The 24,715-nt window shown below is 51.6% G+C and carries 26 protein-coding genes; 11 read left to right on the top strand and 15 right to left on the bottom strand.

Annotation, left to right across the window (positions count from 1 at the left end; translation table 11 throughout):
• Positions 1-326: 326 nt before the first annotated feature.
• Positions 327-1,166, top strand: a complete 840-nt coding sequence (gene fdhD, locus MRJ96_06655) for a formate dehydrogenase accessory sulfurtransferase FdhD (protein MDR4501114.1) — start codon at positions 327-329, stop codon at positions 1,164-1,166.
• Positions 1,167-1,225: 59 nt separating this feature from the next.
• On the opposite strand, the gene MRJ96_06650 is transcribed toward fdhD, so the two are convergent.
• The 6 genes from MRJ96_06650 to MRJ96_06625 all read right to left on the bottom strand — a co-directional run bounded on the left by MRJ96_06650 (position 1,226) and on the right by MRJ96_06625 (position 6,921).
• Positions 1,226-3,490 (bottom strand): FdhF/YdeP family oxidoreductase, encoded by a 2,265-nt coding sequence (locus MRJ96_06650; protein MDR4501113.1) that lies wholly within the window; start codon positions 3,488-3,490, stop codon positions 1,226-1,228.
• Between the two features lie 71 nt (positions 3,491-3,561).
• Positions 3,562-3,861, bottom strand: a complete 300-nt coding sequence (locus tag MRJ96_06645) for a hypothetical protein (protein MDR4501112.1) — start codon at positions 3,859-3,861, stop codon at positions 3,562-3,564.
• Between the two features lie 300 nt (positions 3,862-4,161).
• A complete protein-coding gene (locus tag MRJ96_06640) occupies positions 4,162-4,773 on the bottom strand; it encodes a hypothetical protein (protein MDR4501111.1) in 612 nt (203 codons plus the stop codon).
• Positions 4,774-4,977: 204 nt separating this feature from the next.
• A complete protein-coding gene (locus MRJ96_06635; protein MDR4501110.1) occupies positions 4,978-5,547 on the bottom strand; it encodes a hypothetical protein in 570 nt (189 codons plus the stop codon).
• A 101-nt stretch (positions 5,548-5,648) separates the two neighbouring features.
• On the bottom strand, positions 5,649-6,245 hold the full coding sequence (locus tag MRJ96_06630) for a BON domain-containing protein (GenBank protein MDR4501109.1): 597 nt from the start codon (positions 6,243-6,245) through the stop codon (positions 5,649-5,651).
• A 349-nt stretch (positions 6,246-6,594) separates the two neighbouring features.
• Positions 6,595-6,921: a PepSY domain-containing protein gene (locus MRJ96_06625; protein ID MDR4501108.1), complete on the bottom strand. Its 327-nt coding sequence runs from the start codon at positions 6,919-6,921 to the stop codon at positions 6,595-6,597.
• Positions 6,922-7,624: 703 nt separating this feature from the next.
• On the opposite strand from MRJ96_06625, the gene MRJ96_06620 reads away from it, so the two are divergent.
• Positions 7,625-9,277, top strand: a complete 1,653-nt coding sequence (locus MRJ96_06620; protein ID MDR4501107.1) for a DEAD/DEAH box helicase family protein — start codon at positions 7,625-7,627, stop codon at positions 9,275-9,277.
• A gap of 254 nt (positions 9,278-9,531) precedes the next feature.
• On the opposite strand, the gene MRJ96_06615 is transcribed toward MRJ96_06620, so the two are convergent.
• The 3 genes from MRJ96_06615 to MRJ96_06605 all read right to left on the bottom strand — a co-directional run bounded on the left by MRJ96_06615 (position 9,532) and on the right by MRJ96_06605 (position 11,789).
• A complete protein-coding gene (locus MRJ96_06615; protein MDR4501106.1) occupies positions 9,532-10,137 on the bottom strand; it encodes a hypothetical protein in 606 nt (201 codons plus the stop codon).
• A gap of 136 nt (positions 10,138-10,273) precedes the next feature.
• Positions 10,274-11,152, bottom strand: coding sequence for a haloacid dehalogenase-like hydrolase (locus MRJ96_06610; GenBank protein ID MDR4501105.1), 879 nt, complete (start codon positions 11,150-11,152; stop codon positions 10,274-10,276).
• A 298-nt stretch (positions 11,153-11,450) separates the two neighbouring features.
• Positions 11,451-11,789 carry a pentapeptide repeat-containing protein gene (locus MRJ96_06605; protein ID MDR4501104.1) on the bottom strand — a complete coding sequence of 113 codons (339 nt, stop codon included), beginning with the start codon at positions 11,787-11,789 and terminating at the stop codon, positions 11,451-11,453.
• A 321-nt stretch (positions 11,790-12,110) separates the two neighbouring features.
• Between MRJ96_06605 and MRJ96_06600 the strand changes: the two genes are divergently transcribed.
• Positions 12,111-12,422 carry an STAS domain-containing protein gene (locus MRJ96_06600; GenBank protein ID MDR4501103.1) on the top strand — a complete coding sequence of 104 codons (312 nt, stop codon included), beginning with the start codon at positions 12,111-12,113 and terminating at the stop codon, positions 12,420-12,422.
• Between the two features lie 83 nt (positions 12,423-12,505).
• Here the strand turns inward: MRJ96_06600 and MRJ96_06595 are convergent, their stop codons facing one another.
• The 3 genes from MRJ96_06595 to MRJ96_06585 form a co-directional block, all read right to left on the bottom strand.
• A complete protein-coding gene (locus tag MRJ96_06595; GenBank protein MDR4501102.1) occupies positions 12,506-13,318 on the bottom strand; it encodes a CbbQ/NirQ/NorQ/GpvN family protein in 813 nt (270 codons plus the stop codon).
• Between the two features lie 172 nt (positions 13,319-13,490).
• The gene (locus MRJ96_06590) at positions 13,491-14,372 is read right to left on the bottom strand and encodes a phosphatidylglycerol lysyltransferase domain-containing protein (protein ID MDR4501101.1); all 882 of its coding nucleotides are present in this window, start codon (positions 14,370-14,372) and stop codon (positions 13,491-13,493) included.
• 116 nt (positions 14,373-14,488) lie between these two features.
• A complete protein-coding gene (locus MRJ96_06585) occupies positions 14,489-15,082 on the bottom strand; it encodes a YkgJ family cysteine cluster protein (protein ID MDR4501100.1) in 594 nt (197 codons plus the stop codon).
• Positions 15,083-15,391: 309 nt separating this feature from the next.
• On the opposite strand from MRJ96_06585, the gene MRJ96_06580 reads away from it, so the two are divergent.
• The 8 genes from MRJ96_06580 to MRJ96_06545 all read left to right on the top strand — a co-directional run bounded on the left by MRJ96_06580 (position 15,392) and on the right by MRJ96_06545 (position 22,302).
• The gene (locus MRJ96_06580) at positions 15,392-16,840 is read left to right on the top strand and encodes a hypothetical protein (GenBank protein ID MDR4501099.1); all 1,449 of its coding nucleotides are present in this window, start codon (positions 15,392-15,394) and stop codon (positions 16,838-16,840) included.
• 47 nt (positions 16,841-16,887) lie between these two features.
• Positions 16,888-17,136 carry a glutathione S-transferase N-terminal domain-containing protein gene (locus MRJ96_06575; GenBank protein MDR4501098.1) on the top strand — a complete coding sequence of 83 codons (249 nt, stop codon included), beginning with the start codon at positions 16,888-16,890 and terminating at the stop codon, positions 17,134-17,136.
• Positions 17,137-17,180: 44 nt separating this feature from the next.
• Positions 17,181-18,305 (top strand): KamA family radical SAM protein, encoded by a 1,125-nt coding sequence (locus tag MRJ96_06570; GenBank protein ID MDR4501097.1) that lies wholly within the window; start codon positions 17,181-17,183, stop codon positions 18,303-18,305.
• A complete protein-coding gene (locus tag MRJ96_06565; GenBank protein MDR4501096.1) occupies positions 18,305-19,468 on the top strand; it encodes a 2'-deoxycytidine 5'-triphosphate deaminase in 1,164 nt (387 codons plus the stop codon). Before MRJ96_06570 ends, MRJ96_06565 begins: the two co-directional genes overlap by 1 nt.
• A 2-nt stretch (positions 19,469-19,470) precedes the next feature.
• Positions 19,471-19,911 (top strand): hypothetical protein, encoded by a 441-nt coding sequence (locus MRJ96_06560; GenBank protein ID MDR4501095.1) that lies wholly within the window; start codon positions 19,471-19,473, stop codon positions 19,909-19,911.
• A 108-nt stretch (positions 19,912-20,019) separates the two neighbouring features.
• Positions 20,020-20,715: a TIGR04283 family arsenosugar biosynthesis glycosyltransferase gene (locus tag MRJ96_06555; GenBank protein MDR4501094.1), complete on the top strand. Its 696-nt coding sequence runs from the start codon at positions 20,020-20,022 to the stop codon at positions 20,713-20,715.
• Positions 20,699-21,463, top strand: a complete 765-nt coding sequence (locus MRJ96_06550) for a TIGR04282 family arsenosugar biosynthesis glycosyltransferase (GenBank protein ID MDR4501093.1) — start codon at positions 20,699-20,701, stop codon at positions 21,461-21,463. The genes MRJ96_06555 and MRJ96_06550 overlap by 17 nt, the downstream gene beginning before the upstream one ends.
• A gap of 56 nt (positions 21,464-21,519) precedes the next feature.
• Positions 21,520-22,302, top strand: coding sequence for an SDR family oxidoreductase (locus MRJ96_06545; protein MDR4501092.1), 783 nt, complete (start codon positions 21,520-21,522; stop codon positions 22,300-22,302).
• A 64-nt stretch (positions 22,303-22,366) separates the two neighbouring features.
• On the opposite strand, the gene lipB is transcribed toward MRJ96_06545, so the two are convergent.
• The 3 genes from lipB to MRJ96_06530 are packed head-to-tail and all read right to left on the bottom strand — an operon-like array spanning position 22,367 to position 24,669.
• Complete coding sequence (gene lipB, locus MRJ96_06540) at positions 22,367-23,095, bottom strand: lipoyl(octanoyl) transferase LipB (GenBank protein MDR4501091.1); 729 nt, start codon at positions 23,093-23,095, stop codon at positions 22,367-22,369.
• 28 nt (positions 23,096-23,123) lie between these two features.
• The gene (locus MRJ96_06535; GenBank protein ID MDR4501090.1) at positions 23,124-24,200 is read right to left on the bottom strand and encodes a cytochrome-c peroxidase; all 1,077 of its coding nucleotides are present in this window, start codon (positions 24,198-24,200) and stop codon (positions 23,124-23,126) included.
• Positions 24,201-24,255: 55 nt separating this feature from the next.
• Positions 24,256-24,669 carry a transcriptional repressor gene (locus MRJ96_06530; protein MDR4501089.1) on the bottom strand — a complete coding sequence of 138 codons (414 nt, stop codon included), beginning with the start codon at positions 24,667-24,669 and terminating at the stop codon, positions 24,256-24,258.
• Between the last annotated feature and the right edge of the window lie 46 nt (positions 24,670-24,715).

Here is a 24,715-nt window from a genome sequence, read left to right as displayed (position 1 = left end):
ATTCCCTCTCCTTAGCCATAGAAAGTTTTACCCAAAGAATTGGTGGGCAAGGCGCATTATTTCCCCCTCACCACTCCGGATATTCGTAGGGTGCGCACTGCGCACCGTTTGTTCGGTAACCGATAGCTCAATGATTGGTGGCTAGAGCCGATTCACTGACATATGAGAATTGACACGGATATAACCGCCAAGAACGCCCGTACATACATGGTATGGCCGCACACTTTACCAAAACCTCGGAAAACAGAACAGGGTTTGCTGCATAACGGAGAACACAAAGGCAGGATCGATTGCTTTGTCTTGAGAAATCGTGGTAGTGAGGTAAGATGACTGAATCATCGGACCCGCATGCAATGACAGCGCTTCCGCTTCAATCCCGCGACTTTGCCGTTCAACGACTCGGCTTTATGGAGGCATGTGATGGCGACTTGCGACATCACGCCCCGATCGAGGCGCCGGTTGCCATCGAGGTGTGCGGGATCGGATACGCCGTTATGATGGCCACGCCGTCCGACCTGCGTGATTACGCCTTGGGATTTGCGCTTGCCGAAGGATTGGTGGTTCGATCGGACCAAGTCAGCACAATCGACATTCATCAGGCCGATCGCGGTTGGGTTATTAAGATCAAATTGCCCCCCGAGAGTGCGGCAATCGCGCTCAAGCGCGCCCGCAGGCGTATCTCAGAAAGCAGTTGTGGCCTGTGCGGCATCGAGAACATTCAACAGGTCCTGAGGCCCTTGCCCCAACTGACTGCACGTATCGCGACGGACCGTTTCGCCATGGCTAACGCATTGTCTCAGCTGCAGGACCATCAGCCGCTCGGGCAGGCGACCGGAGCCGTTCACGCAGCCGCCTTCTGTACGCCGGATGGATGTATTGTTTGTGTACGTGAGGATGTTGGCAGGCATAACGCGCTCGACAAACTGATCGGCGCGCTGGCGGTGAACGGCACCTCTCCGTCATCAGGCTTCATTCTGCTGTCGGCAAGATGCAGTTATGAACTGGTGGAGAAAACAGTGCTCGCCGGTTGCCCGATGCTTGTCACGGTTTCTGCGCCGACCAGCCTTGCCATCGAGCGGGCGATTGATGCCAAACTCACGCTGGTCACGCTCGCACGCCAGGATTCAGCGCTGGTGGTCTGCGATGCTTTGGGGAATATCGCTTGAGACTGGGCGTATTCACCTGATAGTGATTCTCTTGAGATTTTTTCTCAAACAGATGAGACCTACATGGCGACGACGCGAACGGGAATCGATTTCGCCGCAGGCGTACCACTAATTTTGTCGTAGTACTCGATCGGCAAAAGCTGGTTGAGCTCTGGATAATATCCTGCCACGGCGCCACGCGGCATCGAATAGTCCAATACGGTCAATCCTTCCACACGACGCCGTATGCCATCATCGCTGATTGTTTCCACCGCGACACGGCTCTCCGGCTCCAGTCCTCTCGCTGCCCGGTCATCTGGATTCATGAAGAGCACCATGCGATCATCGTACACGCCGCGATACCGGTCGTTGTAACTGTAGATCGTCGTGTTGAACTGATCGTGCGAACGAACTGTCGCCAGCCGTAACATTTCCGGATCGGAGACCCGGGCATCCACATCTAGATTCGGAAAGAGCAGAAAATTTGCTTTGCCATTCGGTGTTGGCCAGACTAAGCGGCGCGGTGGTATGTCCAAGTGAAATCCCTCGGGATCTTTGATCTTTTCGGAGAAGCCGGCGAAGATCTCCGGATAGACCTCGGCGATCTTTTCACGAATGAGACCGTAGTCGTGCATGTAACGTTCCCACGGAACCTTGCTGTCCGGTAACGTCGCGAGCGCCATCCGACATACGATCTCCACCTCCGGGAGGAGGTGAGGGCTGGCTGGCTCTAAGACACCCCTGGAGGCGGTAACCTTCGACATCGAATCTTCGATCGTGAGGAATTGTTCACCTGCCGATGTCTGTATCGTTTCAGAACGCGAGATAACAGGCAGAATGAGCGCGTCCCTACCGTGAACCAGGTGTCCGCGGTTCAATTTCGTGGCAATGCTGACCGTCAACTCGAGCTTACGCATGGCTTCGTAGGCTCTCTCGGTATCGGGAACCGCACGCACAAAATTTCCACCCATCCCGACAAAGACCTTGGCAGAGCCATTCTGCATCGCCTTCACGGATTCCACTGTGTGGTGCCCCGGCTCGCGCGGCGGCTCGAAACCGAAGACATCCCGTACGCGATCCAAATATGCCTGAGACGGCCTCTCATCGATACCGACCGTTCGATCACCCTGAACGTTCGAGTGACCGCGAATGGGGGCAATACCGGCCCCGGGTTTCCCGAAATTGCCGCGCAGCAGCAGCAAATTCGCGACCTGCTGGAGAAGCCGAGACCCCTCTTGATGTTGGGTCAGACCCATCCCATAGCAGATCATCGTCGCGCGCGAACGAATATAGATCTCTGCGACGCGGCGGATTTGCTCCTCCGTGACGCCCGACACCTCGACGATATCGGACCACTCTTGAGCAAGGGCATCGTCGCGTACAGCCTCAAACCCAGTGGTATGCGCACGAATAAAGTCGTGGTCGATGATATGCTCCCCGCCCGCCTCGCGTTCGAAAATCACCTTCATCATGCCTTTAAACAACGCGAGGTCACCGCCGATACGAATGTGCACAAATTCACTCGCGATCTTTGTCGACCCGAACGTGGCCATCTGCACGATATCCTGTGGAGCCGTGAAACGAATAAGCGCACGTTCAGGCATCGGATTGACGGCGACGATTGGTACGCCGCGCTTTCGCACGTCGACAAGATTCATCATCATCCGTGGCGAATTTGTGCCCGTGTTCTGCCCGATCACGAAGAGTGCTTCGGTATGCGCGAAGTCCTCCATGACCACGGTCCCCTTTCCGACGCCTATTGAAGAAGGCAAACCACGGCTCGTGGGCTCATGACACATATTCGAACAGTCGGGGAAATTATTGGTCCCGAACTCACGAACAAAGATTGAGTACAGGAACGCCGCTTCATTAGGAGTGCGGCCGGAAGTATAGAATTCGGCTTGGTGCGGACTCGTGAGCGCCCTCAAATGATGTCCGATTAATTCGAAAGCCGTCTCCCAGTCACAGGGCACATACCGATCGAGAGCGGCATCGTATCGCATCGGCTCGGTCAGGCGACCCTGCATTTCGAGCCAATGGTCCGATTGCTTCATGAGCTCGGATACGGTGTATTTTTCGAAAAATTCCCGGGTAACCCTGAACTTCGTTGCCTCAAAGGCCAACGCCTTCGCGCCATTCTCGCAGAACTCAAATGTTTTTCTGCAATCAGGATCGGGAAACGCGCAGCTAGGACATTTAAAACCACCAGGCTGATTCATCGAAAGGAGAGCACGGGATCCTTTGGCGATCACGCTCTGCTCAAGCAGGACTTTGGCAGTTGCCGCCGCGGCTCCCCATCCGCCAGCAGGTTGATCGCTCTTCTTATAGTGAGGCGTCTTTGGCATGCCACGTTCCTCCTTGTACTCTCAACGTCGCCCAGCTTGAACCCAAAAATCCACTTGGGATTCGCTCATCGCTAATAGATGATCGCTGGCCTTGTTTCATTGACCACTAACATTAATCGTTGATGTTGAAGCGGTCGATCAGGGTCGCGCGTATAGTGCGAGAAGTCTGTTGATACCTCAACTTGACTAAGAGGAACCGAAACGTGTTGTTTCAAATGAGTCATGTGAGTCTCAAGGGATAAGTCGACGATTTCATCCGTACAACCCGTCACTTCAGCATTCAGGTCTGATGAATCAAGAAACTTCACGGTGATCCGTTCTTCCGGATCGATCCATGGCTGAATCATCTTTTCTTTTTCAATATTTGTCATGTTGACCCCTACTTTTTGTTTTGAATGAGACTCATGTCCTACGAGCAAGGTCAACATGTTGGCGAGAAGAGGGTTGGGATATCACTCAAGAGTTCTTCGCACACGTGTTGTATTTTCTGAACGTTTTTTCAAAATTGCCGACTCGTTTCTGGGAACAAATGACCGTGACAGTACTTGCATGATCCCTTGAGTGACTTTCCCACCTCGCTTTTTTTTGCTGACAACCTGTCAAGTAGACATCCTGCGTTACCGTTCTTCAGCCTCTTACGAGACACATGCGGCACTTCTCTGCCATCATCGTTACTGAAGGGTTCGTTGCCGCTCCTTTGCCCATTTGGCCAGAGTATCCAGTAGTGTCCCTTCTTCGCCAAACGTGGCATCAATAACCCTATGTTCGTTATTGATCAAGAATATGGCCGGTACCCCAGCGGGAATGTTTTCAAGCGTATGGCGGACCGTTTCGTTCACTTCATACGTTCCTTTGTCTCCCTTTTCCGTCTCCAATACTGCCCACTTTTGACCTCTCAGGAGGGGTTGGAGGAGATGTCCCTTGACTGCCTTATCCCAGCCTGGAGTACCAGCTTTACGAAAATCGATGACCTGATTTTGGTCACTCACGATAATCTCTACCTTGTCTCCTGCTTGAATAGAAGTCATCCCTTTGTCCGCCGCAGCTTGCAATGAGAGAAACAGTGGGTCCAGATTATCGATGTTCACTTGAATGAGCCCGGATTTTACATGTTGAATGGTGCCAATTACGATAAATTCATTCGGCAACATCAAGCCTCGACGCATGAGAGCATTTTGGTCAGATCCGGCCCAAACCACTGATAACGGGAAAAAGGAAAATACGAGTGCGCCTAAAATCAACAGAGAGACAAGAATTCGAGGATTTTTTGATTGTGCAAACATTTTTTTTACAACCCTTTCTTCTTCATCGAAGAGCCTCAACATCGTATATGCACCGATCGGAATGGCTATGCAATCATTTCCCTCAAAATTGCCTTCTTGAGGGTGAGTAATGCATTGCCATCGAAAATCGATGCGTCACAAATAGGTCATCGACGACCAGCACGGTATAATTTCTCTATGAATGAAAACCGTAGTCATGATTCTTCAAGCAACATGGGTCTCTACCTGATGATTCGGCTGCGTACTCAAGATTTCTTTGGCACGCGACACCTCGTCTGGCGTTCCATGCACGATTAGGAGAAATTTTTCTGCCTTCAGCGCCGTTTCATAGGTAATGATACTGTCTTTGGGAATGCCGAGACTGAACAAGGCAGCCCCGACGGCATTCAAACCGCCAACCACGGCCGCGCCCTCAAGCCCAGCCAGGATCGTGCTCACCAGCGGCCCGGCGGCTATCAAGGGTCCGATGCCTGGTAACCAGAAAGTAGCCCAGCCGAACAGGATTCCCCACAGTCCTCCCCAAAACGCCCCGAGTTTTCCCCAAAACTTGACTCGCTCTCCCGTATTATAAAAACCCGCCGCATGCTCTTCCGTATGATACCCTTTACCAACGATGGAGAGCTTTTTCATGTCGAAACCCACCCGCTGCAATTCTTTGATGCCGTTTTCTGCATCGGTATGTGTATTGTAAATACCGATACAGCTGCTGCTGTTGTCACCCACTTCAGAACTCCTTTCCTTGTAGGTTCTGGCGAGACTGACCACGAAACTCATGGTCGAAAATACCTCCATGAGTCCGTGGTCCACACCGCCAAAATCATGTGTTACGTTGATACACTGGTTTCATCTAAATACTCGTGCTTCGGTCAGCGCGATCATTCCACCTCCTGACGATTCTGCTTAAGCAACGTCTCTTGTTCTGATCGTAAGGGCGGAGCCCCGGTATGAATCGCATTAATGACCTTTTCGACACCGGAAACCGATTCAACCGCTCTCTGGGCGGCCTCTTTTTCCCTCTCAGTTTCGACCACGCCGGACAGCGTCACGACTCCATTTCTGGCCCGGACACGCAAGGGGTCTGTTTGGAGCACGTCTACACCCCGCAAGGTTTCCCACACGGCTTTTTGAAGGTTATGGTCTTTCGATGGCGGCACGTCGACGATAATGCGGTTGAAGATCTCCGTGACCCCGGCAACATCGATCGCAATATCCGTCGCGAATCCCTTTTCTTCCTGAGTCCGGACTTCACCGTACAGCGTCACATGACCATGCTTGACTTCGACGTCGAGCACTTCCCAATCAATCCGTCCATCCGTTCGCAAGCGATCCTCGACATCATATTTGATCTGATCATCACGTTGCTTTTGTTCAGTAGCCTGAGCAGACGGCGGAGCGTCGCTGGCTGACACCCCGGTGCCAATGGTTACTGCTCCGAACAGACCCAAGAGCGCCGCGACGACCATCTTTAGCATATTCGTGCCTCTCGCCTTGACAATTCCTCGCGACGTATTACCTCGGTTTACATGTACCCATGTATTCTTCATAATCGGAATCTCCCTCTCGCTCTTTCTTTCCAATTGGCCTTGGTGAAGATGTCGAAAACGCCGACATCTTCACCCGCCGGAAAAATGTCTTAGAGCTTCTCTGCTGTATCAATGTTGTTCAGCGTTGTTAATGTGTAAGTGATAAGTCTTTATCCGCTTACCCCTTGTGATGAGCAATCGCCCGTCTCTTCTCTCTGTGTTCATGACACGATGGTAGCCTACCACCGTATGCTTATTGCTAACTTCGTCATACAACACAAGCAGAGAACGTGAAGACTTAATGCCCCATTTCTTTCAATACGAGGTCTGGATGCACGAATACCTCCTTAACTTTCCCGGTGACGGCATCAACCAGCACATCTTTTAGTTCTTTCCCGTCAGCATCGCTGAACACGGTGACTTGATAGTACGGGCTCCCGCCCTTTGTCGAACGGAAGTGGACGGTCTCTACTTGACCGTAATATTGGGCTTCAACAATTTTTATAGCCTCGGAGGTCGGCAAGAGCTTTTTATGACTATTCGCGGATGCCATGTCGGTTCCGAAACCTACTCCAAGCATGATCGATAAGGCCGTGAAAAACATTAAAAAACGTGCATGTTTCATGATCAATTTCCTCTTTCATGTTTGAGTGAATTAAAAGGCCCCATCATTAAATTGAGTGGAGACCTTGCTCGCGTGTTGTCATCGGGCCTACGGCCAAACCATGACAACTGATGATTCTCAATGCCTTGAAATACTTCCATTGGATCCCCGCGTGTGGGCACATTCACGATAATTCCTCCTTGTGAATTTTGAGTACACAGACGTCAATCATCCCTTAGAACAACAGAGACCGACATGATCGTGTCGTATACCCATATGTATGCCATTATCCGAGTGGACTGCGTGTCATACACAGCCACTCCCAACGGGAAACAATATCAAATTGTTATGAGGAAACAAAATTTAAGGATGGACTATGAACATGTCAGCGGTAATTCCGCCGATCACATATCAAAACCACCCTCTAAAACATAATAGAGTTTGGCGTGATTGTGTTGTGCAACTACATGCGGTTGCCCGACTGAACTTCAGCAACAGACGTGCCAATCCGAACAGCCTGCAATATCAAACAGTTACGAAACAATCCTTGTTGATGTGTGCGGTTTCATCGTTTTGCGCTCGGCACTCCCCTGGCAAATCCGCACACTTGAAAGCCTGAAAGTAACGTATTTTTACTTACGCATTGCAATCAAACGACAAAATCTTTATCGTACCGCCTTTCCTTAATTCCTCGACTTGAGACAGATTTCCGTACTCTTCTGAGATGCCGCAGCCACCCGATCCCTGGACCTCGCCGCTTCGCCCCTGGCAGGAAGAAGCATTTTCGGCCATTTCCCAGCATGCTTCCCCGAACTTTCTAGCTGTCGCCACGCCCGGTGCCGGGAAAACCCGGCTCGCGTTGCATGTCGCGCACGATGCACTCACGAAAGGACGAGCCGATCGAATCGTGGTCGTCTGCCCCACTACGCATTTGCGCGGACAATGGGCCAAGGCCGCTCATCTTGAAGGCCTTCAGCTTGACCCCACCTCGTCCACTCAACAGGATCGCGAGGCCAACGATTTTCATGGATTAGCCACCACCTACCAACAAGTCTGCCTCGAACCTACACGCTATCGAGCGCAATGCCTTCGATCGAAGACATTGGTCATTTTTGATGAAATCCACCATGCGGGAGAGGGGAAGGAGTGGGGTGATGCCTTACGCGTGGCCTTTGACCCAGCCGTTCAACGGCTCCTCCTTTCAGGGACACCATTCCGCAGTGACCAGAATCCCATCCCCTACGTCCGTTACGATTCGGCCCGCCGCAGTATCGCTGACTTTCAATATGGATACCCTGAAGCCCTTCGGGATCATGTCTGCCGTCCAGTCATCTTTCCATCGTATGAAGGGGAACTGGCTTGGACGTCACGAGGTGAAACCGTTGAAGCCACGTTCAAAGACGGCATAAAAAAACCATGGCGTCGTGAACGACTGCGCACCGCGCTCTTACAAGACCGCTGGCTTGGTCAAGTCATTCAGGATGCCGATGAACGACTATCTGCCGTGCGTTCGGCTGGCCACGACCGGGCTGGTGGCCTGATTGTCGCCATGTCCCAGACACATGCTCGCGACATCGCGGCACTCGTTCAAGAACTCACGAGTGAACGGGCGCTAGTCGCCGTTTCCGATGACCCCACGGCCCACAAGACGATTCAGCGCTTTGCCAGAGGACGGCAACGATGGTTAGTCGCGGTCAATATGGTGAGCGAAGGCGTCGATATCCCTCGGCTGCGAGTCGGCGTCTATGCCACCAATGTGTTAACGGAAATGTATTTTCGTCAGGTCGTTGGTCGCTTTGTCCGGGTCAATGAGCATGGAGGGCAGGATCGTAAATCCTACCTCTACATCTCTCAAGATCCCACGATCGTGCAGCATGCGAAACAGATCACCGAAGAACGCGCCCACGCGTTGAAGGAACGGGATTTTCCCGTTTCACAGCCTTTAGCGGCGCCCAGCCAAAGAACCGGACAGGATGACGACTTCGTTCCATTAGACGGCGTAGCGCGTGCCGATGAATGGATAGGAGGAACGTTTTTTCTGACTCATCCTGAAGTCCCCGAATCACAGCAAGCCTTTTTTCGCCCTAACAGCTCTGCTCAAGAATCCAATCCCGAAGAAGGACCGACCTCGCCCAAACCACCTGAACCTGAATTGAGCCTCTTCGAGCAGAAGGCCAGCTTGCGGGACCATCATAAACAACTCGTCTCTCAGTTGACCCGCAAAGAACGGCTCGACCCCTGGCAAGTGAATACCGCACTAAAAGACGCGACCGGGACCTCCATTCACGAGGCGACAATCAGCCAACTCAAGAAACGCCTTCAATTGCTCGACCGTTGGCTGGCCCGGGGATTCCTCAAGCCGCGGCTTCGCCGTTAACGGCCAGCCGTGAATCCCGAATGGCAGGAAACGCCGCATATAGGGCTGTTCACGTTTTGGGGGGTTGGTTCGCTCCGACAGATTCAGTCGTCTGAGGAAAAAATTGGAGAAACGACTATTCCTCAATGGCAGGCGTTAGAAAGCGTTCGTATGAGATTGCACAGGAGGGCCGGGAAGAAAGGAATGGGTTCGTTGGATGATTGCCGGGATTCCGACGTTGAGCTTTAACTCCGCATGCGTTCACTGGGAATCGCTTATGACTCCTGAATCGTAAACGTCATCGTGCCGATAATGTTGATGGCATGCAGTTCTTGGCCGGGACTGCCATAGTAAATATCTACAAGATATTTTCCCGGGTCCCAGACTCCTTTGGGTGGGGTGATGATGAAATAGGCATACCGTTGGTTCATCTCTAATTCGACGACATCTTTGCCCAGGGGTTTGTCACCCACTTTCTTGCCATCCGCAAGCAAATGCCAGGCAGCGGCAAATTGTCCCGGTGCATCAAGTGGTTGCCCCTCAAAGACGATGTAAATCTCAGGAGTATCGGGTGCGAACGTGGAAACGCCGGGATCAATGGGTTCAACCATCGCATCATCAGTCATCCATCCGGGTCTGCCATGAGTGGCCCAGGGCGTGTCGTACCCTCGAGCCATGGCAATCCACGTAAACACACCCTGAGGCTTTTTCCAATTGACCTGATCTAGGGCTATATCCGTCGGTTTTTCGATCAATATTTGAGGAGATTCTTCTGTGCCAAACGGATCTTTCGCAAATGCGGGACCGACCAGGATACTCGACACAAGAACAAGGGCAAGCCTCACACGGTTATTGGAATAATATGTCGGAAACCTCATCATCTCGCCACCTCCCGGCCTCTCTCACTGTTTCATCACCCAATACCTCTATTGTACTCCAAATTCGGCACACAATGCACAGGCCTTGGGCAATATGAGAGTCGTGAACGTTTGCACCTGCGCCATTCTTCTGGGGCCCCTATGGAGTCGGCGCTGCGACCCGTGACTTCTCGACTCCCTGCCGCCGTTCTTCGAGCACGCCCTTCGCAATCTCCTTGATGTGTTGTTCCAATATCAAACGCAAATGACTCCCCTCCCGGTAATCGGCTGGTGCCATGAAATGCACTCGATCGGCATGATGGGCCAGTTGGTAACATTTCTCAAATGACCGGCGAGAATGATCTTCGGCGTTATACACGGCCACGGCAAATCCGCCATTCTTTTTCATGAGCGTGAAGCACGGCACATCGGTTGGCCCATCTCCGACGTAAATCATATGACGAAACGGCACTCGTCGCACTTCTTCGGGCATGTGATCATTGACGTCTTGATCCAAGTCCAGCAGGCCCTTATTGACCCGAAACAAAAATTGTGTTTTTTGCGTGTGGCTAATCGTCCGCTTGGGAAAACTAATGTGTCCGTCATCTTCATCAAACTCACAGCCAAAGATTGCTTTGACATGCTTGGCAATAAGACTTCCGTCAAGGATGGCCTTGAGCCCTGAACTCACAACATAGTGTTCTAAACGTATCCCGAATTCTTCATACTCTTCGGGGCCAAACAACGCATTCAATTCCTCAAAACAATCAGGCACCCCCGGGAAAAACGTCAGCTCCGCTCCCATGGTCTCCAGATCTTTGTTAGACAGGGCGCGAATGGCCTCATGCTCGAGCAGCTTTTTCATGTAGGCTAATTCCTGGTCATAGCCCTTCGATTGAATCAAGGCCGTACAACTCGGCCAGAATTCCTTGGGATCGATGCCCGCATGGCGCAGAATAGTATGGTCCTGCATATAATGGGGACTCAGGGTATGATCAAAGTCATACACGATAGCGATGATATTATGGGGGTGACTCATCCCATATGTCCTTTCGTCAGTGGGTCAGGGATGGAGTGTATGTGGCAAACAATGGAGTGTCAATGCGAGTGAATCGTGCAGTGCGAGGCGGGCAACGGCTCAAAAGCCTATGTTATAGCGAATCCAAATAAGTTCCAATCGATACATACGACATACTCTGCGCAGTACGAGGTTGAACCATATGGAAGTTATTTGAAACGGCTATAGCGGGAGGATTGCAAAGGTTGCTTGGCAGTTGTCGTCTTAGACTTGTGTGCGGCCCGACATGAGCCGGACCAAGCGCGAAGACAAGATACTCTTAAGCGGAATAGCGCATCCTCGTTCCATGTTGAAAAGAGAGTAAGATCTCTGTGGAACTCAGGGCCTTGGGGAAATAGGTGCCGGAGATATGGGCACCGTTGATGCTAGCGCCTTCTAATTGCGCTTCCGAAAGGTCTACACCACGAAGATCGGCTTGCCGAAAATACGCACCTCGAAGATCGAGGCCATTTGCGTCTAACCCTCGAAGATCGACGTTCCGAAAATCACAGTTCGTAAGATCAACGTTCTCACCCAAAGCCCGCCGGTCGTTAAAGTCCTCGACCTTTCCTTCCCGAAGTAACTGGTACATGGGATCTGAAGGTATGCGTGGTGTCATCTGGGACTCTCCTTCGCATCGATTGCCGATATCCTTCCATTTATCTTTACATCTTCTGTTATCGGTCATTTGCGGCCGCAGACTAAAGTCATAGGCCACTCAGGGAAATATCGATCGTGAGAAGCCTGAGAATGTGAATCCAGCTTGAATGAGAAAACTTTGATGATATCTTGACACCAGATAACCATAGGCGGTATTACACACAAGCTCTCAAGCCCTCACGTGGGCTTCAGACCCAACCTAGTTAATTAATTACCTACACATCACTGGTGGACGGATGGAACAGAGACCTTCCCGCCGAGTGTTCATTGGTGATGTTTTGTGGAAGCCAGCCTGACGATCGAAAAAGACCGTGTCATCCTCAAGCTCTGGGGGCGCTTTGACGTAAAGTGGCGCCAAGAATTTCTCACGGCCTTTAGCCAAGCCAAAGACGAAAACACTGAAGAAATTGTCGTGGATTTGCGAGAGGTTCCCTTTATTGACAGCACCGCGTTAGGGCTTCTTATGGTCGCACATAATCAGTGCAAAACCTCGTCACGCACCTTGCGCCTGTGCGTATCCCATGGTCATGTCAAACGAACGCTCGAGCAGATGAAAATTTCTGAACTTGTCTCTATGGTTTTAACGATTTGAGGATTCGCCTCATTCGTCGTTATCTCACGTTACATGCACACGTGTCATGAGGATTTGCGAACTACACACTTCTCTCGTCTTTTTTAGAAAATCGCCTTCACGAGTTCTTGTATGCTCCGCTGCATATCCTGGTCATCCGTCATCGGGCGAGTGACCGCCGCCTCGCACGCCCGGTCAGGAGAGACGCCGCGTCGGATCAACGTTCCCGCGTAGATGAGCAATCGCGTGCTGACGCCTTCTTCAAGTCCGTGACTTCGCAGGTTTCTCACTTTTTCCCCAAGTTTTACGAGACGCATCGCCACATCTTTGTCAACCTGTGCTTCATGCTGGATGATTCGAACCTCGATTTCTTTGGGCGGATACGAAAATTCAATCGCGACAAAACGTTGCTTGGTACTTTGCTTCAGCTCCTTGAGAACGCTTTGATAGCCAGGATTGTACGAGATCACCAACATAAAATCATCGACCGCTTCCAAAACTTGGCCCTTCTTTTCAAGGGGAAGAAACCGGCGATCATCGCTCAGCGGATGAATCACCACGGTCGTGTCTTTTCTGGCTTCGACAATTTCGTCGAGGTACACGATCGCCCCGTGTTTGACTCCTAACGTCAGGGGTCCATCAATCCAGACCGTTTCCTCGCCTTTCAACAAATAGCGGCCAATCAGATCAGAGGCCGTCAGATCTTCGTGACAGGCAACGGTAATCAACGGCCTTCCCAATACATAGGCCATATGTTGCACGAAACGCGTTTTCCCGCTCCCGGTCGGCCCTTTCAACATCACGGGCATCTTGCTCTCCGCCGCGATCTTCAGCAGATTTTTTTCGCCGTTGACTTCTTCGTAAAACGGTTCTTCAACCAGCTGGTATTGTTCAATCCCTAATTCTTGACCCTTCATTTCGATAGTTCCCCTGTTTGCACGATTCCTCGGACAGCGGACTCATTATACTGATGCGTTGAGAACGAGAACAAGGTTGGTGCTGCATGATGTCCCATGGTTACGGAGAAAATACTGACAGCCTCCAATCTATCAGCGCGATTCTGTCGGACCGCTCATCATTCGCTCACAGTCATGGGGTGACAATGTAATTCTGCACCCGTTCAACAGGCGCGTAAGCTTGTTTCGATCTGGCGAGACTGGGAAGACCTGAATCGTCCATCGTATTGATAAAGGTATACGGTTCCAGCTCCCGACAAAACTCCCGAAAGACATAGTGCGAAGCCCCCACGATCGTTCGGTCCGTCACTTCGACCAGAACACAGAATACGTCTGAAGACCGCCTAAAGCCAAAGGTATAGGCACACATCGCCCCATGAACCCGCACGACACGTCCGGTCAGGTCCAAAGACTCCGAACATTCCATGATGATTCGATGGGCCGACTCAGCATCCTGGAGCATGAACCGTTCGATACCGAAACCGTCGCGGCATGCCCCAGCATACTGCTTCTCTTTCTGACCCGACCATCGATGAAAGAGTTCCCGACACTCGACCCGATCGCCAGTCCCATAGGGTTCATACCGTATCCGGCCGTTTTGCAGAAATCGGTTATAGGCATGTCGAGGCGATTTGTATCGATCACCCTCCAGCTTCGCAATGTCCTCCCGTCGATAAAGATACTCCGCATCCTTCGTTCGAACCGTATATCCCATGCCCTCGAAAGATGCGGCCAACTCGCTTGGCACATTCTCTATTCTCGTCACAGAGGAGCCGAAGTTTTTGGACCTCATAAACTCCATGACCTGACTGACGACAGCATCAAATCCAAGAGCATTGCCTGATGCTGAGCCAGGGCCTAATGGAGGCAAGGGCATGTACAGACCATCGACGTATTCCGCAAACAGGCACCACCACCCCTCAATCTCCGTCCATGCGAAAGAAAACTGATCTTTCCATACATAATGTGGAGCGAAGGCCCACGTGGATAACGCCGTTGTTCTACCATTTGCCATCGACGACACCGCCTGTTCGAAACGGTGACGGTCGTTCAGCGTCAATGGCGTTAAACGAATGGCCACAGTGGGTTCGTGCTCATGAACGAAAGTTGGATGACGGACCGGTCACCGGCTTATGCATTCGGACGACCGACCGCATTGGTCAGTCGTGGTAACGATCGAAGGATGACCACATCGTCCTGAAATGGGGTGACAAGATGAGGATGTTGAATAATTTGATCATGCCACGCTCCCTCTTCCAGCCGATCCGCCACGCGTTTCGCCTGTTGCATGATTTCCTCTGGCAATGGGGGGGGGACGGTCAGCTTCGAGAGATCCTGAGAAAACGGCACATCCGAACCGGCTGGCGACAAGAATGGGCATTTCGTATCCCAACCTAACTGGATCTCGTCGTGCCGGTCATCCCACATCAACACCAAAGGGTACAGTTGACAGTCAAAGGGACGAGCCTCATAGATGCGACAACGCGAGGTGGACAGATCGAACGCCGGACAGAGGTAGCCCTCTCCTGAGGGGTGCGGAACCACCTCGATTTGACTCCCTCCCCGGTTCGCAAAGTGCTCTGGTGAGACACCATGCTGTATCGCCATTTCGATTTCTGAACGCGTGAAATAGGGACGGAGAAAACTATCTCGCTCCGGAAATCGACAACAGACATCACAGTTGAAACAAATCCTTGACGGGACGAATTGCGGAACTGCGGACATGGACGCCCACCCTCATCACGCTGAAAAAGCCATAAAATAATAGGTTCTTCATCCTAACGTGGACCCGTATCCACCGCAAGACAGGCTTGCGAGAAGACACGTTGCCTTGTTTGGTTTAGAATCATCATGTTACGATCGAGTCGAAGGGGTTCTACATTTCACCTGTCCAAAGTTGGCGTATTGGGCCCCGGCGACATGATACGTATGCCAGGTCATCATTCGAGATTGCTTATCCCCTCACAACTCACCTGGAGAGGTTGAGGGATTCCATCGTTTGAAATCCACAAAACTCCAAGAGACGTAAACGCGATGGTGCCAACGGGAACCGTTCCCCACGATATTTCCATCCCTGAAAACAGCCGCGCTCAAGATGGGACAGGTCCCTTCGAGGTCATCCGCCGGAGTCTACGCAACGATGGACTGTTTCGAGAGGGTGAACCCGACGCCTGGAGGGTCGCTCGACGCCCATTCCAACTCGCATCATCTGAAGCAAGGTTCTTAGAACAACTCGGCGATCATTTATTGGCCTTCTCCCGATCCCTAAACCGTCTGTACCTTGAAAGCGTGAAAGGTCAGCAACCGGCATGGATCCATAAGTACTTTGATCAGGGAAAACCGGAAGCGTTAGTGTCTTTCGCGCGAATGAATCGATTTAAGAATGTCTTACCCGACATCATTCGTCCAGACATTATTCCGACTGAAACCGGGATGATTATTACCGAGCTGGATTCTGTCCCCGGAGGCATAGGGCTAACAGGAAGCTTGACCCAAGCGTATCACCGGCTGGGAGAAGACGTGCTGGGGGGACCGGATGGATTGTCGGACGGTTTTGCGTCGAGCCTCCTCGAACGGGCGAAAGACCCGTCTCCCGCGATCGCTATCGTGGTCTCCGAGGAATCCGAGTCATACCGACCGGAAATGCAGTGGCTGACGAAACAGCTGAACAACCAGGGACTTTCGATCGCCTGCGTGACTCCTCAAGACATCAGTTTTAGGGATCACGGGTTATGTCTCCCGGATCTGTTCGGAGATCAACCTCTTTCAGTCGTGTATCGTTTCTTCGAACTGTTTGACCTCCCCAATATCCCGAAGTTTGAGTTACTCATGTATGCAGCCAAAAAGGGGCTCACGGTCGTGACGCCTCCCTACAAACCCTGGCTGGAAGAAAAACTGGCTTTTGCCTTGGTCCATCACCCGATGGTAGAACAATATTGGGAGGCCAACCTCCCTGATGAAACATTTCAGTTGCTCAAAAGACTCATACCTCATACCTGGATACTCGACCCCTCGCCGATTCCGCCGATGGGTGTGATTCCCGGACTCGTATTCGGAACTCGCGCCGTTTCTGATTGGCGTCAACTCGACATGGCGACTCAGAAAGAACGACACTATGTCGTCAAGCCTTCCGGGTTTTCTGAACTGGCCTGGGGAAGCCGAGGCGTCTCCATAGGTCATGATCTTTCTCAAGCCGATTGGGCTCAAACACTGAAGACAGGGTTGGAATCCTTCTCGAAGACACCGTATATTCTTCAAGAATTTCACAAAGGCCGGCTGCATCAAGTCGAGTATTATGACCAAGATCATGAAAAATGGACCATGATGGAAGGGCGCGTCCGTTTGTCTCCCTATTATTTCGTCCGTGGTGACCGGGCGAAACTCAGTGGCGTCCTGGCCACTGTCTGCCCCAAAGATAAAAAGATTATCCATGGCATGCTTGATGCCGTCATGATGCCATGCAGAACCGAACGTGACATGTGAACAAACAGGCGTGAAGGACGAGTTTCACGTAACCCCGAAGGACGATCATGACTTTGTACCATGTTTCCTGGTGCCCGGAATGCCGTATCGTAAAGGAAAAGCTTGAAGCGCTCTCAATTCCGTACGAGAGCGTCATCGTCCCGGACTTTCAACCGATGCGGACTCAAGTTCATGATGTATCGGGACAGTATTACGTGCCGGTCTTAGTCGACAATGAGACCGTGCTCACGGAAACACCTGATATCTTAACGCACCTCGATCAATATGCATCCTCTCGTCCTTCTGACGAGAAGTAGCTGCAATGTCGATTCTGTAACCACGATAGAGTGAGGAATAACAGATGGACGATTGGAAACGTGTTCTTGCCGAAAGCATCACGAAACCCAAGGATTTGGCAAAACACCTGGGCGTTGACCCCAAGGAAATTGAAGACGTGGTAGGCCCCTATCCCATGCGAATCACGCCCACCGTGCTCGCGACCATTAAGGAAAAGGGAGATCCGATCTGGAAACAAGTGGTTCCTGAAGCCATTGAGATCGATGACATCGATGCTCCCGATGATCCCTTGGAAGAAGACACCGACAGTCCTGTTCCACATTTGGTCCATCGTTACCCTGACCGGGTCTTGTTGATGGTCACGAATCAATGTCCTATCTATTGCCGCTTTTGCACGAGAAAACGGTTGGTCGGGAAGCCAGGATTTTTAAAGAAAGGAGAACTCGACCAGGCCATCGCCTACCTTCGGGAACATACCGAAGTCCGGGATGTGATTCTCTCAGGGGGCGATCCATTGCTCCTCCCTGACCATCTCATTGAACGGATCCTCCGAGCCTTGCGGACAATTCCTCATCTTGAACTGATTCGTTTCGGCTCCCGCGTACCGGGGACCTTACCCCAACGTATTACGGCCGAGCTCTGTGAAATCGTCAAAAAATACCATCCGATCTACATGAACTTACATTTCAATCATCCCGATGAGCTGACGCCTGAAGTCAAAGAGGCATGCGGCCGACTCGCTGATGCCGGAGTGCCTCTTGGCGCACAGACCGTCCTATTAAAGGGGGTGAACGATGACCCGGCGATCATGAAACAGTTAATGCATCAGTTGCTCCTGGCGAGAGTGAAACCTTATTATCTCTACCAAGCCGACTTGACCAAGGGAACGAATCATTTCCGTACCCCGGTCGAGACGGGACTCAAGATCATTCAAGCTCTTCAAGGACACACGAGCGGAATGGCGGTGCCGCATCTGGTCATTGACGCACCGGGTGGTGGCGGGAAGATTCCGATTCTTCCCAGCGAGTACCTGCTACACCTTGACGAAAAAGGCGCGGTTCTGAAAAATTACGAGAATAAGACCTATCATTATCCTCAGCCAGATCAAGAGCATAAACGGGAACTGCCGATGGTAGGGGCGCATCTCTCCAATGGTTCGTGTAGTATCGAGACAATGGACGATCTCTAATGCCGGTTCCTCGCAAACAAGGCATTCTTCCCTACCAACGCCTTAAAGAACTCGCGGCAGATGGTGCCATTACGGCCAAACCCGCGTTGACAGAAGCGCAATTTCAGCCCGCCAGCCTTGACCTTCGACTCGGACGGAAAGCCTACAGGCTGCTCAGTAGCTTTCTGCCGGAACACCCCGATACGTTTGGCCCGCACGCGCATTGGGAAAAAGCTTTTCAGTCGGATTTGGTCATGTATGACATGGATATCACCGATGGAGCCATTCTTGAAAAGGGCCACGTGTATCTCATTCCGTTACTCGAGCACCTGCGTCTCCCTAAAAACATACGGGGAAGAACCAACCCCAAGAGTTCAACGGGACGACTCGATATTTTCACCCGCGTCATCACCAACCGCAATGTGGGGTTTGACGAGATCCGCACAGGATATGAAGGCCCTCTCTACCTGGAAATTGTCCCCCGTTCATTCACCATCCGTGTCCAGACTGGATTGGCCCTCAATCAACTGCGCTTGATATCCGGCAAGCCAACCGTTTCCGACACCGATCTTCGGGCCGTGCACCGGAAAACCCCGTTGCTCTACTTCAACGGAGAAGCCCATCGCGCGAATAAACCGCTGCCAGCCAGAGAGATCCACCTCAACCATGGACTCTTTCTGAGCGTTGACCTGCAAGGAACGGACGAGGGGACCAATACGGTTATCGGCTATCGAGCGAAGAAAAACAGCCATGTCATTGATCTAAAAAAAATCAATTATTACTCGGCCCTCGACTTCTGGGAACCCATTACCCGTCATGCGAACAACACACTGTTGCTCGAACCTGAGGAATTCTATATTCTCGCATCCAAAGAGCGTATTCAGGTACCAGCGGGATATGCGTCTGAAATGGTGGCCTACGAAGCCGCGTGCGGAGAACTCCGCACGCATTATGCCGGGTTTTTCGACCCAGGGTTCGGCGTCGTCAACGGAAAACGGAAAGGCACTCAGGTGGTGCTAGAAGTCCGCCCTCATGATGTCCCGTTTTTAATCTACGACGGACAAACATTTTTTAAAGTGCTGTACGAAAAACTGTTCAGCCTCCCCACCAAGCTCTATGGGTCATCATTAGGATCGTCGTACCATCAACAAGGATTAACGTTGAGCAAACACTTTAAGTGGTAAATATGTCGTCTCATCTCGATCAGAAAAATCCAGATTCCTCATCAGAAGAGCCCACCCCTCACGTACCACCACAGCCGGACCCTCCTCATCATGAGGAAGATCTCGACGAGAGTGAAAATCGTCAGATGCGGGTCGCGATGAAAATGATCGGATCGGCGATGGTATTTATCGGATTTCTTCAAGTGTTTCTCGCCGCTCAGACAGGCGCGGAGATTACGGTGTTTCCGATGTTTATCTATTTTGGAGGCATGGCGCTGTGGGCCCATTCCTCGATAGAAAATGCGACGATCCGGTATCTGGTCATCACGTTTTCTCTCTTGTGCGGCCTGGCCTTTTTTCACTTCGGCGAAGTCTTGTTCTGGCACATCTACGTGATTTATTGGGGGACGGTGTTGATGGTCGTGTACTTTATGTTTAAGACACAGAAACCGACAAAGTCTTAGCCGTAAGGCGAGAAATACCTCGCACTCTCCTCGTGGACGTTCAGCAAGAAAGAGTCAGGCCCAGGGAGAAGATATGTCACACGTCCAATGGCTTGGTCACGATCATTCATGAAGATCGCAGTCATCATTCCAGCCTTGAACGAAGAAGCAACACTCGCGAAGACCTTATCCCATGTGACTCCACTCGGCTTGGACGAGATCATCGTCGTTGACGGCGGAAGCCAAGACCAGACTCCCGCGATTGCTGAATCGTACTTCCAGACCCACACACACATTACCGGACACATCATTTCTGCGCCGAGAGGTCGTGCACGGCAGATGAATGCTGGCGGGTGGATGGCGCAATCGGATATCCTGGTCTTCTTACATGCCGACACGCTCTTACCGAAGGACGCTCGTCGTGCGATTGAACATGCGTTGGAGCAACACTACATCGGTGGTCGCTTTGACGTCCGGTTCGAGCCGGATCGTGGGTACGGTTGGCTCATCAGCCGGATGATGAATTGGCGCTCCCGTTGGAGTGGCATCTGCACCGGAGATCAAGCCATTTTTGTGCGGAAGCCTATTTTCCGGCAACTCAATGGCTTCTCCGACATTCCACTGATGGAAGACATCGACTTCAGTTATCGTGCGAAACGACTCGGGGCCATCGCTCCACTTCGTGAGAAGGTGACGACCTCGTTTCGCCGATGGGAGCAAAACGGTCCTCTTCGGACGATTGTTCATATGTGGACGTTGAGGTTTTTGTATTGGCTGGGAATCAGTCCTCACACCCTGCAACAATTTTATGGAGCCGTCCGGTAATCGAAAAACGCGAAAAGCTTTTCACCAGAGAGGGGGAACGTCTCGCCGTGAGAAGCAAGCAAACACTGCGCTCATCGTGTTTGTCAAAGCCCCTGCGCCTGGCTACGTGAAAACGCGTTTATGTCCTCCGTTGACGCCTGATGAAGCCGCCACGTTACACGGCAGCTTGGTCTTAGACACGTTAGAACACACCAGGCCTCTCGTCGGCATCGACCGTATTGTCGCCTGCGCGCCTTCCAAACAGCACCCCTTCTTTCACGCCCTCGCCGCTCGTCATACTGTTCAACTGTGGGAACAGGTTCCTGATGACGATTTGGGCCAACGAATGAGCCACATGTTTGATGCGGCTTTTACACAGCATTATCTCAAAACGATGATTATCGGCAGCGATCTTCCCACGATCGATCATGACATCATTCAACAGGCCGTTGAAGCCTTATCCAAGCACGATGTCGTGCTTGGACCGGCGCACGATGGAGGGTATTATTTGATCGGCCTAAATTGTTCGACTCCGGGTTTATTTTCTGAGATTCCGTGGTCAACAAATCACGTGATCTCGCGCACCCAGGAAATCGCCGAAACACTGGGCCTGACGCTCAAGCTGCTGCCCCTTCAACGGGACTTGGATACTTCCGACGATCTGCAATACTATATCCAGGAATCCCCAAAGGCCTTGCGTCAACGTATTTCCTCTCGCACGTCACAAATTTTCAAGACACTGAACACACGGTTAGTCGATAGAGAATAACCATTTCGAGGTCATCACGCTCCTCCCTTTAATATCGTGACGCATGTGAAACAACGATGAGCCCAGACCATACGACACATGAACTATTGGAGAACAGACCGGCGATGCCCCGTCGTGTCGCATTAATTACCGGAGGTGCTCGGGGAATTGCGCGTGGGATCGCCCTGGACCTGGGTGCCAAGCAGTGGTCGGTGGCCATTTGCTATCGAACAAGCCAGACAGAAGCCGAAGAGACCAAGAGGCGTATCGAAGATTCAGGCGGGAAGGGCTTGGCCATTCGTTGTGACGTATCCGACCCGAAGGCCGTACGGCAACTTGTCCGGCACGTCGAGGAATCTTGGGGGCATATCGATGCCTTAATCAACGGAGCGGGGCCATACCACCGAATCGATCTCTTCAAAGAGACGCCCGATGGATGGAATGAAATGCTACACAACAATCTCAATCCGGTATTTTACCTCGTGCAAGCTGTCGCGCCGGGTATGCGTGCCAGAAAATACGGTCGCATCATCTCATTCGGGATGGCCAACGCCGACAAAATGGAAGCGCAACCAAACGTGACCGCTCACTATATCGCCAAGGCGGGGATCCTGATCTTGACCAGAACATTGGCAAAGATGCTGGCGCCTGATGGCATCACCGTCAACGCCATTTCTCCTGGGTTTATAGATTCCGGCAGCGCACCAGCCGGAGAACTCGAGAAAGCGATCACGACGATTCCGGCCGGATATGTCGGCTCAATAACCGATACGGTTTCGGCCGTCAGGTATCTGTTATCCGATGAGGCCCGGTATGTGAATGGCGCGAATCTTCAGATTAGCGGGGGGTGGGGAGTCTGAGGGCACACGAGCCAGGTTTCGAGAGAATTCATAAAACAACTCAGCATTCTTCAGATGTACGGCGTCACCATGTCGTTCTGCGTTCCACCCACGTGATCCCGAATACTTCTGCAAAGTGATGAATAAATCGGGCTTTGACGTGTTCTTCATCAACCCGACGGTGAAGACATTCTTTCATCGAAGTCACGACGCAACCCTCGATCCCGCACGGCGTGATGAGAGCAAACGGTTTCAGGTCCACATTGGCATTGAGCGCCAGGCCATGCATCGTCACCCCTTTGGTAATTCGAACTCCAATCGCGGCGATTTTTTCAAAAGACGCCCACGCATTCTTCACCCACACACCTGGAAACTTTTCTCTGATTCTGCCTGAAATGTCCCACTCGGCTAAGACCCGAACGATTACCTCCTGCAACTGGCCCACATAAGCCTTGGGTCCCCGACAATACTCGTGGAGCCGTATAATCGGATAGACCACAATCTGTCCGGGACCATGAAACGTAACGGACCCCCCTCGTTCAATCACATAGGTTGGGAAATTCTCTTCTAACGAGGACGTCGTAAGTTTATGCCAATGTTGCGCTTTCGTTCTCCGACCCATCGTAAATACTGAATCATGCTCGACGATGAGCAGCGTGTCCGGACAAGAACCCTTTATCCTTTCCTCAACCAGAACGCGTTGATGGTCCCAGGCGGTTTCAAAAGGCATGGAGGCAAGATCAAGGATACGACCAGGATGCTTTACCACCACCCGTTCTCCCGCTTGGTCATCTCCGGACCTTCCCTCCGGCATGTCACCTTCTTCTCAATTCGGATGTTCGTCACTCCGGGAAATCCGTCGGTGGCGCTACCTGCCAACCCTCACCATCTAACGATAACAAAAACTCCATCAAATCTTTTTTCTCGGCCTCGCTTAACTTCAGGGGCTGCGCTAACGGATCCTTGTGCGGATTATCGATTCCACCCTGATCATAGAAATCGATGACCTGCCGCAAGGTCGCAAGACGGCCATTATGCATGTACGGCGCGGTTCGTGAGATCTCTCGCAACGTGGGCGTCTTAAAGGCGCCGATATCCGACGGCTTCTTCGTGACCGCATACCGTCCGAGGTCAATATGATCGGTGTCCCAGTCGACGCCTAGATTGTGAAATTTTTCATCCGTAAAGTTTGGTCCGGAATGGCACGTAAAACACAACCCCTTGCCTCTAAAGATAGACAATCCTCTTTGGGCGCTGGCGGACAGAGCCCGTTCATCCTGGGCGGAATTATGCCGGTCAAATGCGCTATTTCCCGACAATAGCGTTCGTTGAAAACTGGCGATCGCTTTGCCTATCGTTTCCTTGGAGATCCCTGCTGCTCCAAATGCCTTTTCAAAGAGAGGCGCGTAGCCATGGATGCTTTTCACCTTGTCGACGAGTTCTTGATGGTTCCTGAACCCATGCTCGACGGGATTGACAAAAGGCCCGATCGACTGATCTTCAAGACTGGGAGCCCGACCATCCCAAAACTGCGCCGAACTGAATAGCCGGTTGATCGCCGTCGGGGCGCTACGCCCGCCTTGAAGGCGATCGATTCCGGTTGAAACGGGCTGTCCGTCCGTGAAAGCGACACTGGGGATATGACACGTCGCGCAGGCGATACTGTTTTTCTTGGACAAACGTTTATCGAAGAATAGCAGTTTCCCTAATGCAATTTTTTCTTGAGTCAATGTATTGTCTTCTGGAATAACGACCGCATCCTGCCTGAGGCCCAACGGAAGTTTCAGCTCATACGTTCCCTCGGCAAACGCAGGGCTCATGAAACTTAAGGTAGCGATGAACATTAAGGAAAAGAACAAGCCGGTATCGGGGAATCTTTTTTCATCATACTTCCTCGCCATACAACTCCGATATGCCATGACATCTCCTTTCAGCCAGTAATGGCTTTGATTGTTTGTCAAGTCAAGGTTTCTTTCACGGCCTTTTTTTTCGTCTGTTTCCACGAAGCAAGACCTGTACCTGTGTGATGTGGAAGTCTTTTGTCAGCCTTGGCTGAACATCGATTAAATCGGAATCAACATCGATAAGCTCATCCGTCTCTTCGTCGAGAAAATGATGATGATGGATCATGTTCGAATCGTACATCACCCTTGAAGTATCGGGGACTCGAACCTCCTGGACTAATCCCGCCCTGACCAAGAGATTCAATGTATTGTACACTGTCGCTCGACTCATTTTAGGAAAATGCTTATCGATCCATGCTCTGATATCTTCGACCGTCGGGTGGTCAGCTTCGTTCAAAAGATATTGATAGATGGCGATTCGCTGGGCTGTCGCCTGCACCCCAGCCTGTTCGAGTTTATCCGCTATCGCCCGTGAATCAAGCATAGTCCCTTATAATTTAAAAGAAGTCTATATTTAGAATAATTCTAAA

Source organism: Nitrospirales bacterium (genome assembly GCA_031315865.1).
GTDB lineage: Bacteria > Nitrospirota > Nitrospiria > Nitrospirales > UBA8639 > JAGQKC01.
The sequence above is the reverse complement of the archived record's forward strand: the minus strand, read 5'-3'. Positions and strand labels throughout refer to the sequence as shown.